The 13336-nt window shown below is 67.1% G+C and carries 10 protein-coding genes and 1 riboswitch; of the genes, 1 reads left to right on the top strand and 9 read right to left on the bottom strand.

Annotated features, from left to right (window positions below):
• Nucleotides 1-4 precede the first annotated feature (4 nt).
• The 8 genes from CPH63_RS19950 to CPH63_RS19915 all read right to left on the bottom strand — a co-directional run bounded on the left by CPH63_RS19950 (nucleotide 5) and on the right by CPH63_RS19915 (nucleotide 9226).
• Nucleotides 5-388 (bottom strand): hypothetical protein, encoded by a 384-nt coding sequence (locus tag CPH63_RS19950; protein WP_197704461.1) that lies wholly within the window; start codon nucleotides 386-388, stop codon nucleotides 5-7.
• A 52-nt stretch (nucleotides 389-440) separates the two neighbouring features.
• The gene (locus CPH63_RS19945) at nucleotides 441-1358 is read right to left on the bottom strand and encodes a hypothetical protein (protein WP_096304506.1); all 918 of its coding nucleotides are present in this window, start codon (nucleotides 1356-1358) and stop codon (nucleotides 441-443) included.
• On the bottom strand, nucleotides 1355-2326 hold the full coding sequence (locus CPH63_RS19940) for a hypothetical protein (protein WP_157749676.1): 972 nt from the start codon (nucleotides 2324-2326) through the stop codon (nucleotides 1355-1357). The genes CPH63_RS19945 and CPH63_RS19940 overlap by 4 nt, the downstream gene beginning before the upstream one ends.
• 114 nt (nucleotides 2327-2440) lie before the next feature.
• Entirely contained in the window at nucleotides 2441-2974 is a 534-nt protein-coding gene (locus CPH63_RS19935) for an NADPH-dependent FMN reductase (protein ID WP_197704460.1), read from the bottom strand.
• A 5-nt stretch (nucleotides 2975-2979) separates the two neighbouring features.
• Nucleotides 2980-4293 (bottom strand): NtaA/DmoA family FMN-dependent monooxygenase, encoded by a 1314-nt coding sequence (locus CPH63_RS19930; RefSeq protein ID WP_096304503.1) that lies wholly within the window; start codon nucleotides 4291-4293, stop codon nucleotides 2980-2982.
• A complete protein-coding gene (locus CPH63_RS19925) occupies nucleotides 4286-4927 on the bottom strand; it encodes a hypothetical protein (RefSeq protein ID WP_096304502.1) in 642 nt (213 codons plus the stop codon). The genes CPH63_RS19930 and CPH63_RS19925 overlap by 8 nt, the downstream gene beginning before the upstream one ends.
• Nucleotides 4924-6033 carry an isopenicillin N synthase family oxygenase gene (locus CPH63_RS19920; protein WP_096304501.1) on the bottom strand — a complete coding sequence of 370 codons (1110 nt, stop codon included), beginning with the start codon at nucleotides 6031-6033 and terminating at the stop codon, nucleotides 4924-4926. The genes CPH63_RS19925 and CPH63_RS19920 overlap by 4 nt, the downstream gene beginning before the upstream one ends.
• A 53-nt stretch (nucleotides 6034-6086) precedes the next feature.
• Nucleotides 6087-6188, bottom strand: a riboswitch (guanidine-I (ykkC/yxkD leader).
• Between the two features lie 74 nt (nucleotides 6189-6262).
• Nucleotides 6263-9226: a P-loop NTPase fold protein gene (locus tag CPH63_RS19915; protein WP_157749675.1), complete on the bottom strand. Its 2964-nt coding sequence runs from the start codon at nucleotides 9224-9226 to the stop codon at nucleotides 6263-6265.
• A 197-nt stretch (nucleotides 9227-9423) separates the two neighbouring features.
• Between CPH63_RS19915 and CPH63_RS19910 the strand changes: the two genes are divergently transcribed.
• Nucleotides 9424-12312 (top strand): hypothetical protein, encoded by a 2889-nt coding sequence (locus CPH63_RS19910; RefSeq protein ID WP_096304499.1) that lies wholly within the window; start codon nucleotides 9424-9426, stop codon nucleotides 12310-12312.
• On the opposite strand, the gene CPH63_RS19905 is transcribed toward CPH63_RS19910, so the two are convergent.
• Nucleotides 12229-13095: a DUF1206 domain-containing protein gene (locus CPH63_RS19905; protein ID WP_096304498.1), complete on the bottom strand. Its 867-nt coding sequence runs from the start codon at nucleotides 13093-13095 to the stop codon at nucleotides 12229-12231. The two genes, CPH63_RS19910 and CPH63_RS19905, sit on opposite strands and share 84 nt — an antisense overlap.
• Nucleotides 13096-13336: the final 241 nt, after the last annotated feature.

Here is a 13336-nt window from a genome sequence, read left to right as displayed (position 1 = left end):
GACGCTAGGGCTCCCGGGGCACGCCTAGCTTGGGTACGCCGCCCAGCCCCAGGTTGTAGCGGACGTGCTCCGAGTACTTGGCCAGTTCATCCCACAGAGCGGCATGAGCCGGCCACGGTATGGGATTTTCGCCATCCAGCCAGCTCTCCCCGAAGGTGATCCAGACCAGCGTCCACTCGGCGGCGATCTCCCAGCGGCCGTTGCTCCACTCGATGAGATTGCGGCGGATCTGGAAGGCGGCCTGCGGCGCGTCGGCGAACGTCTCGACCGTGTGGACGCGCCAGAGCCGGAAGTCCAGGGCCATCAGGGCCAGCTCCAGATCATTGAGCACGGCTGGGTTCACCAGCACCGTGGCCATGTTCTCGAAGCCCTGATCTCTCCTGCGCACGGATCAATTCTCCAACGGCCGGGCCGCCCAGTCACGACCGGCGTCTGATTGCTCACGTGTCGAACTGAACACGCACCGACCCGTCGTGTGGCAGCACCAGCACCGTCCCCCCGGATCGCCACTGATCCGGGATGAGGAACAGCTTCGAATCGGCCTCGACGAGCAGCCGCAGACCGCGGTAGCGAAACCTGAACTGCTGCCCGGCCGACGGGGGCAGCTGCGTCTCGACGACGCCTGAATCGTGCAACCAGAGCGGCTCCACCGTGTCCAGCACGACGCTCGGGCGACGGCTCAGGTGCAGGCTGAGATCCTCGGCCTGCCCCTTGCCGTAGTACCCGGCGAAGCTGTTGGTGAGCCAGAAGAGGCTGAGCACCGCGACCGTCACCACGAAGAACGCGGTGGCCCGCAGGTACCGCTCGGCCAGCGGCGGCACCGGGCGTCCCCGGGCCCCCAGAACGAGGCGGATCCCGACCAGCAGCAGTACCGGACCCAATCCCAGGCAGGCCGGCGTCGTACCGATCGGCTCCCGTTCGGCCAGCGCCGGGCTGAGGATGCCGACGACGGCGCGTACCAGCAGCAGCAGACCGGCAAGCTGCAGCGCGTACCCGGCGGACCGGACCGCCCGTCGGTGGGTCTCGCTCTCGATCGCCGCCCGGACGGCATCGCGGGCCATGTAGGCCAGCAGCGCCCCGACGGCGAGCGCCGCGGCCGGCACGTAGAGCGCCCCCACACTCTGCAGCGCCAGTTCCTGGTTGGAGAAGTTCAGCGAGGAGATGTCGACGTTGAAGTAGGCGTAGCGAGCGTAGGTGGTGACGTAGCCGAAGTAGTAGAGCAGGGCCGCCACCAGCGTCGTCGGGGCGATGACACCGGCGACCTTGCGCAGGATCACGCTCAGCGGTGGCGGCCCGTCCTCAGCCGCGGGTGCATTCGTGACGTGCCGGCGGGTTCCGGCGGCCCGAGTCGGGGTCACGGCACGGTGTGCCGGGCCGGGCAGTCGGCGATCGTGGGCACCGCGGCGAAGCAGGCCTGCAGCTTCACCTGATGCGTCCAACTGACCACCACCGGATGGCTCGGCGACGGGGCCACCACTGCGGCCTGATCACAGGGGCTCACCTGCTTGCCGGTGCAGGTGACCTGCAGGTTGTAGCGCAGCGCCGCCTCGGCGTCGGTTCCGGCCGCCGCGCTCGTCTGAATACCGAGCAGACAGGCTGTTGGGCGCCCAGCGGAGGCGGCGGGCAGCGTCACCCCACTGCGGCAGGAGGCGGGCTGGGTCAAGGTGAAGGTGGAGCCAAGGTAGCAGTCCCAGACCGGGGTCAGCGAGTTGCTGAAGTCGGCGCTGGACGGGTCCCAGAGACTGAACTTGTTCGCATCCGACGTGCTGCCACTGTTCACGATCGTCAACGTCAGGCGCACCGGGAGCGGGGTGCCGCTGTTGCTGACCTCGGCGCACTGCCGGGCCGGATCGGGCGGCTCGGTCTCGATGAAGCCCCACGTCCGTGGGTAGTCGTTCTGCAGGGTCGGGCCGGCGAGAACGGTAACCGATGAGGCACCGCCGTGCGGCTTGTTGACGACCCGCGACGGTTCGCGGGCGGGCGGGGCGAAGCCGGTCTCGACGGCGGGGCCGGAGGTGTGGCGCGGCGGCTTCGGGGTGGCGGCGGCCGACCGCCGGCCGGTCGGCGGGGTGCTCGTCGAGGCTCCCCGGGACGGGGAGGCCGCCGGCGTGGTCGTCCCCGCCGGAGTGGGAGAGAGCGGGATCGCGGTGTGTCTGGACGCCGTCTCCGTGGCGGCGGCCGAGCTACTCGGGTCGGCGCTGAGCGAGGCGACCGAGGTCGAGGTGAAGGTGCGCCGATTCGAGTTGCTCCTCGGAGCGGGTGAACTGCATCCGGCGATCAGAAGCACAGCGACACCCAGCGCCAGCAGGCCAGCCACTGGTGCCATGGCAAATCGATGTGACGGAAGTGCCGTCATCCCTGCTCCGCGATCGGTCGACATCAAGACCCGGATCGGGTCCTGCTGCCTCAGAGAGCGTAACGCTCCGATTGATACACGACCTCAGCTCGCGGCGGAGACTACCGCCCTGAGCGCGCCGCCCCAGAGCGCGAGCCAATCGTCGATGATCGGGGCGAGATCCTCGATCTGCGACTCCAGCAGGTACAGGCCCCGGGTCGGGCAGCTGGCCCCGATCTCCACCAGCACCGGTCGTAGCTGGGTCTCGACGGCCAGTGAATGAGCGGGCGACGCCCCGACCATCAGCGGGACCACAGCCCGCGCGGCGAGTTCGTCGCGACCGAATTGATCGAGGAAGGCCTTCAGCAACCCGGTGTAGGACGCCTTGTAGACCGGCGAGGCGAAGACGATCAGATCGCTGCCGAGCACCGTCGACTTGGCCGCGGCGATGCCGGGATCACCCCACGAAAACAGGGACGATCCCAGCTCGGCGAGCTCGATGACCGAGACCCCGAGGCCGACATCTACGTCGACGTCAAGCGACTCCAGCGACTCCAGGACCGCGGCGGCGACGGTTGTACCCGCGGCGGCCGTCCGCGACCCCAGCTTCGGATTGCCGACTACGACGCAGGCCCGCACCTTACTCAGAACTCCAACAGATTCTCACGGAACTGCTCATGGGTGTAGGACGTTCGCACCAGCCCGCGCCGCTGCAACTCCGGGACCAGGCCATCGGTTATCTCGGTGACGTAGCGGCGATTCAGCTTCTTCTCCGGGCTGGTGATGAGAAACCCGTCCCCGCCCACCTCGGCCATGAACTCGGCCATCTTGTCGGCGACGGTCTCCGGCGTGCCGACGAAGTCGTTGGCCCCACCCATACCGTCGTCGATAACGGCCTGCCGCAGCGTCTTCCCCTCGGCCCGTTTGGCGAACGCCTCCAGGAAACCCCGCTCGCCATTGGTGGTCACCGGGGGCAGCGGCTGATCCAGATCGAAGACGGAGAAGTCGATCTCGGTGATCGAGGCCATCGTGGTCAGCACCAACTCGATGAACATCGGGTCGGACATCCAGCGCAGCTTCTTGGCCTGCGCCTCCTCGACGGTGTCGGCCACGATCGGCGCGATGAGGAAGAGCACCTTGCAGTCATCGGGCTTTCGTCCCTGCTCGACCAGTCGGGCGCGGATGTCGTCGCGGAACGCCTTCATCCGCTCCGGCGTGTTGGCCGTCGCGACGATGGTGTCGGCGAAGCGCGAGGCGAAGGCCCGTCCGGGCGCGGAGGCGCCGGCCTGGCAGAGCACTGGATGCCCCTGCGGCGAGCGGACGGTGTTCAGCGGACCCCGCGACTTGTAGTACTTGCCTTCGAAGTCGATGGTGTGCACCTTGTTGTGGTCGGCGAAGGTGCCGGTATCCCGGTCGCGGACAATGGCGTCCGGCTCCCATGAGTCCCAGAGGGCGGTGACGAGTTCCAGGTATTCATTGGCCATTGCGTATCGCTCGTCGTGCTCGTAGAGCTTCTCCATACCGAAGTTCTGGGCCGAACGGTCCTCAGCCGAGGTGACGATGTTCCAGCCGAAGCGGCCACGGGCGATGTGGTCGATGGTGGCGGCGAGCCGGGCCAGCAGGAATGGCGGGTAGAAGGACGTCGACATCGTCGGCACCACACCCAGACGGGATGTGCCGGCGGCCATCAGCACGGCCAGCGGCACCGGGTCGTGCTTCGGATTCACGCCGTGCTTGAGGTCGGCCTCCATCGTGCCGCCCCAGGCCGTCGAGACCATCAGCTTGTCCTCGATGATGACGTAGTCGAAGCAGGCCCGCTCCAGATCCTTCGCCATCTCCACATAGAAGTCGCCGGACATGTCCTGCCCGCCGTTGCCCCAGGTTCCGTTCCAGTCGTCGGTGACGAAGTTCAGGAACCAGGCCAGATGAAACTTGTCAGCCTGCGATTTCTCAGCCACTGATACCAGCTGCCTTCCGGTGCTCGTCAATGTTCCAGAGGATGCCGTCGGCCAAGAGAACGCTCGTCTCGCCGTCGGCAATGGTGATCGGCGGCGGTGGCAGCGTCGCCTGCGCCGGCCAACTGTGATGCGGTGCCCAGCCGGCGATTCCGTCCGTGCCGCCGCCGAGCGTCCAGGCGACCGCGGCGAAACCGCCGCCTTCCGGCCGAGCGTCGACGATGGTCAGCGCATACGAACCGGTGCGGACCAGGCGCCCGTTGGCGCAGCTGAGGGCCCACTGCTCTCCCTCGCTGCCCGGCAGCCGCTGCCAGCGTTCGACGTAGCTGACATCCCGGCCACCTTCGGCGAAGGAGCCGGTCTCCATCATGTCCTCGCCGTCCCAGCTGATCACGCCGATGTCTTCAAAGATGCTCGGATCCAACTCGATCTCCGGGTGCCAGGTGAGGACCGGATCGTCCCAGGTCGTGGTGCCGGCAAAGGACATCACCCCCTCGGTACCGACCTGGGGAACGCGCAGGTCGCAGTGCTTGGAGGGTGCCTGCAGCCACCAGACGACCGTGGTCTCGATCGGGTCGGCGCCGTCGATGGCGATGCCGTTGCGCACCCAACCGCCGGTCAGTTCGGCCGGGATCATCCGTTCGTCGCGGCGGCGCTGACCAGGGTTGGGTCGGCGGCGCCGGTGGCCCCCCGGTTGAGGTCGGCCTCGCGCCCGAAGGAGCCGGTCTCAAGCCACACGTCGGGCATCGAGATCTCCCCGGCGGCCAGGCGCTTGCGCAGGTAGGCGAAGACCTGCACCGTCTGGGCATAGAGGTGTTCGCCCGCTTTCAGCGGCAGCTTGTTGGTGCCGTCGGCCCGCTGGAAGCGCTCCAGCGGGGCGACCAGCGTGTCGTAGTCGACGTTGAAGAAGAGCGGGAATGAGTAACGTTCTTCGGCGACTTTGCGCACCCGGTGGGTGGTGGAGATGAAGGCGCCGTTGGTCCAGATCTCGAGCATGTCGGCGATGTTGACTATGAAGGCGCCGTCCATCGGTGGCGCGTCGATCCACTCACCGGCTCCGTTGAGGACCTCCAGGCCGGGCTTGGTCGGCTTCAGGAGGGTGAAGACCTCGAAGTCGGTGTGCGCGCCGATGCCCTGGGAGTCGACCGCGGACGGGTCAAAGGGGTAGTGGATGAGGCGTAGTTGGCTGGGCGCCTTGGTGACCATGGCGTCGAAGGTCTCCGGCGCCTCGCCCAGGGCGAGGGCGAAGCCGCGCAGCAGTACCTTGCCGAAGGCCAGCACGGCGTTGTAGTAGCGGTTGACCGTCTCGGCCATCTCAGGCAGTTCCGGCCACTGGTTCGGACCGACCATCGGGTTGCCGGCCAGGTAGTCCGGGTCGTCGACCGGCAGGTCGAGGCTGAGGTCGAAAGCCTCTTTGAGGTCGGCCGGTTTCTGCTCGGCCTCACTCGTGGCCTCGTCGTAGCCACCCTCCTCGCCGGTCGGCACGTAGCCGCGGTGGTTGGAGGAGTTGCCGATATAGGTCCTCATCTTCTCCTCCAGTGGGAGGGCGAAGAACTCCTTCGTCACCGCGAGCAGGTCGTCGAAGAGCTCCTGACTGACGCCACTGCCGGTGACATAGAGGAAGCCGACCTCGCGGGCCACCGTGCTCAGCTCGGCGGCGACCGCCAGTTGCTCTTCGGTGCTTCCGTAGAGGCCGGAGACGTCGACCACCGGTATCGCCTGGAAGTTACTGAGTGTGCTCATGCGCCATCCAATTCGTCTGGCTCCCGGTCCGGTGCTTCGGACCGGGAGGTCGAATCTCCCGGGCTTTTCTCCCGCCGTGGCGCACCCCGAGTGCGGCGTGCGTGCGTCTCTCGGACCAGACCCGCGTGAGCGACGGAACCCTAGACGCGCCCCAGTCATGATCGAATGGGTCGACCTCTAGTCAACGGCGGTTCGGTTTCGAAGCTCGGAAGCTTCGGTTTCAGGCGTGTTACGCGGGCGAGATCATCTGGTCGCCAACCGGAGCCAGTCCGCTCTCACGGCCGAGTTGCTCCTCGACCGCCGGGTTGAAGTTCAGCGTGTAGTCACGGACCTTCCCGATCTCGGCCAGCGAGAGACGGCACCCGTCGACGCTGAGTAGCCCGCGCAACTTCTCCAGGTCGTCGTCATGGGCCCCCACCAGCGACTTGTCGATCGACCCCGACACCCGAGCCAGCAGCGTCAACATCGGATCGATCTCGGCCGCATCCATCGCCTTCCGCTCGTCGCTGCTGCAGCGATCCAGCTCGCGCAGCATCGTCAGAGACGTGTACGGCCACTGGCCCCACATGATGAGCCAGCGAATCACCGCAGCCGGGTGCTCCCGAAAAAGCGATTGCCGCTTGGCGAATCCGAGTGTTCGCACCAGACGATAGACGTTGATCAGGCGTTTGAGATGACGTGGGTTCGGACGCAGGTAGACGCTGAAGAGCTCGAACGCGGCTAGCTCGTCGGCGGTAAAGGAGACGGCCGGCGGCGCGGCATAGTCGGTTCCCGAGCCGCCTCCGGGATCGCTGCGGGCGACCGGGGGCGACTCCGGGTTCGCGTCGCGGTCCGGCTGGGCTGATGACGTGGCGCCGCGCCGCAACGGAGGAGCCGGTGAACGGACGAACGTGCCCGTCCCCGGCGGCGGCGTGCCTTCGGCGCCCGTCGACCCCTCGGGCCGGGCCTCGGCGACTACCGCTAGCTGACTTCGAAGGAACGCCTGGATCTCTTCGGTGTTGGGTTCGGGAATTCGGAACGGGATCTGGACGATCTTGTCGAGGTATTCGTAGCCGGAGGCACCGGCCTTACCCAGTAGCCCCGCGTAGTGCTTCTCGACGGCGGCGGTGATGATTCGGGCGTCGATGCCCAGGCAGACGATGAAGCTCTCGAAGTTCAGCAACAGGTTGACCGCCTGCAGGACCTCGACTGCCTTCTCCGGCTCGCAGCGATCGAGGTCGTCGATTATGACCAGGATCCGCCCCACCTGCTCAGGCTCGTGATCCGCACCGTTTGCGGGCGCGTAGAGACGTCGCTGCAACTCATCCAAATCGTGTTTGATCTCGGCCATCAGCGGGAGGCCGGCCCCGTAGTCGCTGTCGGCGAAGAGTGCGGTGATCCATTTGGCGATCGGATCGTTGGCCGCCTTGATGACGGTGCCGATGCCGAGCAGGCCGACGAAGCTCAGTACGCCGGCCCGGACGCCGCTACCGCCGACGGCGAAGGCCAACGCCGCGCCCAGAGCCAGAGCGGCAGAGGCGATCTTGATCCGGGCCGAATGCCATTCCCGGGCAAGGTTCCACTTGATCCGTGCCCAGATCCGCTTCCGCCGTGGCCAGCTACTGAGATCGTCGAGTTCCTTCACGATCTTTCGCACCAGCGCCGGCCAGATCGCCGCGGCCGAGGAGTACTCCCAAGCGTTGAACCGGACGCTGTGGATCCTGGGCCCGGGCTGCGACTCGCGCTGGCGCTCTTCGATGGTGGTTCGGATGTGCTCCAGCAGGAACGACTTACCCATGCCCCAGGAGCCGAAGATGCCGATCGTCAAAGGAGGTCTGACATCCTTGGACATGATCAGTGACGCGAATGCATCCACGTAGACCTGGAAGCCCAGCTGATCCTCGTCGGAGACGGTATCGTTTCGCGCGCCGATCGAGTTCCCGACGGTGAGCAGCGGGGGCGTGGGCGATGCTTCTGCGGTCGAGGGGTCGGGCTCATCCGGCGCCGGGGGGCTACCGGTGAGGACCTCGGTGATGACGTCTGCACCTAACGCGAAGAGTCCAGCTGAGTCCTGCAAGTCAAGGGCCGCGACAATCCCCACGACCTGACCATCGGCGTCGACGATGGGGGAGCCGTTCGACACCATGTCGTCAGGTTGAGGAACGTCCAGTACGACGGTGAAGGAGCGGTTGGTACCGAGTTCCGATTCGGCGACCGTTCCACTCAGGTAGGCCATGATCTTCACGGAGCCTTCGGAGACTGCGACGAACTGCACGCGGCTACCTGGCTCAGCGGTCGCGATCGGCGGTGTCAGCGCTGCGTCGTGGTCGGGAGCCGGAGTCAGACGAGCGGCGACCATGGTGCCGACGGTCCGTACGAAGTCAACACCTCCCTCCAGCACGACGAAGCTCTCTTCGCCCAGTGAGATGTCGGTGATCATCGACGGCGATACGGTCGTCACGATCGTGCCGTCGCTGGCGACGAACCCGAGCCCGGCTCTCTGGAACGGCGAAGTCGTGCGCCGACCGTGCCGGTTGACGATTGCCAAGAAACCCCACCCCGGTGAATCAGGGTCGGGGGGAGCCGATGGCGTCGGTGGCGTCGGTGGCGTCGGTGGCGTCGGTGGCGTCGGTGTCGGTGGCGTCGGGGAGGAACTGCCGGAGCCGCTGGGCACCGGGACGGCAGGCTGGGGTGAGAGATTCGGGAAGTCGCGGTCGAGGGCCTTGGCGTAGCTACCCTGACCTTCGGCCAGCCAATGCCGGTAGTGCTCGGCGATATCGTCCAGATTTACGTTGGGTAGCGCGTGCATCAGTAGACTGCGCGCAGTGCTCTCGGTACGGAGAACCGCTCCAAACAGGCACTCCAGGTCGATCTGCGGGCGATTGGTTTCGGCGCGCAGCCCGCCGGCGTCGATGAGGATACGATGTGCCCCACCGGTGAGCTCCGGCTCGCTCGTAAGCGATAGCGGGCCGGAGGGGGCGACGTCGAGCGGTGCCTCACTGCGCTCGAGTACATCGAGGACGTCGCGAGCTGACGCGTCGAAGCGTCGCAGCAGATCGTCGGCCACGCCCTTGTGGTCGCCGACCTGCAGAATTCCGACGAGTATGGCTCTAGTACCGATCGGCTGGTCACGGCTGGCGGCAGCGGCCCACTCGAAGACGCTGCGCCCCTCGCGTGAGAGGGCCTGCCACTCCCGGTCCGGCTGATCGGCCATTGCCATAAGGTACTCCGCTACCGGGCCCGGGCCACCGAAATTGCCGCACGAGTTCCAGTGCGATGAATCGGTATTTGGCTGCGGGTGTTGACCCTCATCTCGATACAGGACAAGTATCGACAGCGCAGACGTGAAGTAGCGACAGCGGGCTCGTATCGACGGCCGGCGGAGAGCCGCTGCGCTGACCGGGAGACTCGATGACGCATTCACTACGGGGCGACGACCAACCGGTCGTCCCGATCACCGGCCCATCGGTCGAGCGACCCATCGACCTGGGCCTGGGTGGGGCCTGGGGCTTCAGCAAGTCAGATCGGACAAGCCCGGTGAAGGCCGGACTCGCCGGGTCACTGCCGGATGCCGGCACCTTCACCGATGGGCTCAACAACGTCACCGAACTGCGCATCCACGGGGTCTCCGGCTCGGATGGCCCGACAATCCTTGAACATCCGCACGCGCTTCAGGTCGGCGGCGACGCCACCACGATGTTCTACCGGCGCTGGTCGCCCAGCGGCAGCGGCCCGAGCCGGACGGCCGGTCTCAGCGTGCCGTGGAAGTTGGAGGCCTACTCCTGGGGCGGGCTCACCGAATCACCGCTGGCCTCGGCCTCCTGGATCCTGCTCGCACCGTTCATGCTCTACAACCTGGCCCACTTCGCGCTCCCGCCGGCCAAGGAGTACGTCGCTGAGGTGACCACCAAGGCCGACCCGACGGTGCCGCCGCCGGCGCAGCGGCTCAGCCGCGACGGCAAGCATGCGGTGGCCCAGACCCTGCTTCGCCTGCTGGCCCTCACCGCCACGGTCGAGTTCATCGTCGCGGTGGCCGCGATCTTCCTCAATTCATTCGCCTTTCAGGCCCGACTGGCTCACTTCCCGTCGTGGCTGGGATGGTTCACCCGCTGGACGGTGGGTGAGCGCATGGCCGCGGCGCTGGCCGCGGTGGCCGTGGTGATCGTGCTGCTCTGGCTCATCAGTGTGAAGACCGCCCACTCCTACGAACGGCGGACCACCGAGAACCAATCGGAGGTCCGGTCCAACTGGCTGCTATCCCAGACCCGGTTCTGGAACGGCCTGGAACTGGTCCGCCGGCAGCGCAGCCTGCACGCCGCTGCGGCCGCGGCCAGCACCGCACTCATCGCCGCGCGCCCGACCTTCGCCCACAGCCCGGGTGGCTATCGCATCTTCGTCTGCCTCTTCGCCGGTGCCGTACTGCTCGCGGTGAGTGTGACGCTCTGCCTCAACCTGGCCGACCGTCACTCCGAGACGCTCACCTTCGACCGGCCGGTGACCAAGTGGAGCCAGGCCGCGCCGGCCACCTGGGTCTGCCGCACGCTATTGGGGGCCGCCGCGCTGGCCCTGCTGGCCTCGGTCTTCACCACTGGCTGGCCGAGTCTGAACGAGCCGACTCAGGCGGCGACGCTGCCCGGCCTCACCAACATCTGCCTCATCGTGCTGCTGGTGCAACTCGGACTGCTGGTCGTCCTCGGGGTGGTCGTGGTGCTGGTGAAGCGGGCGGCACCGGTGCTGGGCACGCGGCGGCCGTCCGGTTCGGATCCCTTCTGGCCGCGGCTGCTCGGACGCCCGATCGGCACCGACGGGCCGGAGCGTCGGCAACTCACCGGCCCCTTCGCCTACGGCCATCTCGCCACCGTCTTCGCCACCCTGGCCGTCTGCCTCGGCGGCACCTTCAGCGCGCTGGTGACGCTCTTCGCGACCCGGCTCGTGGGCACCCCGCTTCCGAGCGGAGGCGCTGCGACGAGCGGTGCCACCAATCCGCTGCAGATTCCGTGGCCGATCTACGCATTTGCGCTGGAGCCGATCGGGGTCCTCATCGGGGTCCTCATCGCGATCGTCTGGGTCTGGCGGACGTACGTGAGTAATTGGAAGACCTTCGACCGGGTGCCGAAGCGCAACGAGCGGGCCAGGTACTCCGCGATCGCCGACTTCTACGAGTCGCATCTGCCGGTGGCGCCGACCGCTGAGCCTGCCCTCGACGCACCGATGAGCTGGGTCGACGACTCCGGGCACAGCGACAACAAGACCCAGACCGCCAAGTCGTGGGCCATCGGCCTGCTGGTCGATCAGGCCGGGGTGGTCGGCGTCTGCGCGGTGATCGGAGGCGTTCTGGCGACGCTCATCGGTGAGATCGCCGGCGCCGCGGGCGACTCGCCGTTTGGGTCGCACCTGCATGGCCTGGCGGTCGCGGAGAGCCTCATCGGACTCTTCCTGGCCGGGGTGGTGGTCGCCATGCTCCGCGCCGATTTCAAGAGCGAATCGAGCCGCAAGAGTATCGGTGCCATCTGGGACGTGGCCACCTTCTGGCCACGGGCCACGCACCCGTTCGCCCCACCCTGCTATGCCGAGCGGGCCATCCCGGAACTGGTGGACCGGATTCGCATCCTCACCGAGACGGTGCCGAATATCAACACGCTGGAGGGGCAGCTCGACCCGGCTACCTGGCAGGTGCAGGACCACCTGCAGAACGAGGCGCAGCCGCCGATCGGGCCCACCGTCCCGGCCCGGACGGTACTGCTCACCGGGTACAGCCAGGGCTCGATCATCGCGCCCGCCGTCATCGCGCAGCTGCCCGCGCAGACGATGGAACGGGTGTCGCTGATGACGCTGGCCTGCCCGGCCCGACGCCTCTACGGTAGGGCATTCCCCGCCTATTTCAGGGAGTCTCAGCTCCGCACGCTGAACGCGCACCTCGGCGTCGCAGGTTCTGGAGCGGGTGCCGCCGAGTCGCGCTGGAAGAACCTGGTCCGCCGTACCGATTACATCGGGTCGTGGATCTTCCAGCCGTTCACGCCGGTGCCACGTCCAGATTTCAGCGTCGTCAGCCCGGAGGTCGATCAGCCCTGCTGGGACCCGGTGACGATCGCCCACAATCTCGATCAGGCGCCCCCGCCGACCCAGTTCCACACCGCTTTCTGGGCCGACGTGCGAGCTAACCAGCTCGGTGAGCACCTCATCCGCCGGCTCGGGGTCGGCGGAGAATCCAGCGGTTTATCGGCCGATGGGCTCACTCCGGCTGGTCTTGGCCCAGCGGGCCTGAGCGAAACCGAAGAGCCCGAAGGCGATCAGGCCTAGCGCGACCAGGCCCAGCAGCCAGGCCCCGAACGGTCGATCGGCCAGTGTGCGCAGGGCCCCGTCCATTCCGGTTGCCTTCTTCGGGTCGAAACTGATCGCCGCGTCGAGCACCAGCAGGCCAGTGATCACGAAGACGACCCCACGGGCGACGGTTCCCACCAGGCCGAGTCGCAGCACCCAGGTGCGGGTGGCGCCGGTGAGTTCGTCCAGGCGCAGTTCCTTCTCGAACTTCTTCTTCAGGCCGCCGACCACCATGACGATGCCCGCGACGATCAACACCAGCCCGACCACTCCGACCAGCCAGCGGCCGAGGTCGTGCTGCATGACCCGCGCCGTCAGGGTCGCGTGCTTCTGATCCTGGGACTGGCGGGAGCTACCGAGGATGAACGTGACCGTGGAGACGCAGAGAATTCCGTAGATCACACCCCGACCGGCCGACTTCAGCCGGCCCTTGGTCTTGTCGCCGTCGACCCCGCTCCCCGAGATGGCCTCACTGATGCGCCAGATGGCATACGCGGCGAATCCGACGGCCAGCAGCCAGAGCAGTGCGATGCCGAAGGAGTGCTTGGCCACCTCGGCCAGTGCCCCATGCTGATCGGCCTCCTGACCACCGTGGCCGAGCGCGATCTGCGCGGCGATCCAGCCCACGAGCAGGTAGATGAAGCCGTGGGCGACGAGACCGAAGCGCGCCAACCCGGTCATCGTCCGGCTGTCGGCGGCACTATCGGCCACACTGGAGGTGGCACGGTGTGCCGCCGTGAAGGATTCACGAACTTGGGTCATCGCGGTTGCCTCATCGATTTGGTGTCCCCTGCTGGCGAGCGCACCTCGGTACCGGTGACGCCCATGCCCAGCCTGCTGCTGTGTTGTTTACCCCGCAGCCCTAGCGCCGAAACAACACGTCAGTTCGCCGTTGACCCTGAGCACCTATCCGCAGGCGAGGGTGCAGGATAGGCACGTGGACGAGAGCGCAGTGCAGCCCGGTGCCGATGGATCGAGTACCGGCGCTGGTGATCACGGGCCG

The sequence above is a fragment of the Jatrophihabitans sp. GAS493 genome, from assembly GCF_900230215.1.
Taxonomy (GTDB): Bacteria; Actinomycetota; Actinomycetes; order Mycobacteriales; family Jatrophihabitantaceae; genus MT45.
Note: the sequence above shows the minus strand (reverse complement) of the source record. Positions and strands in the feature narration are given on the sequence as shown.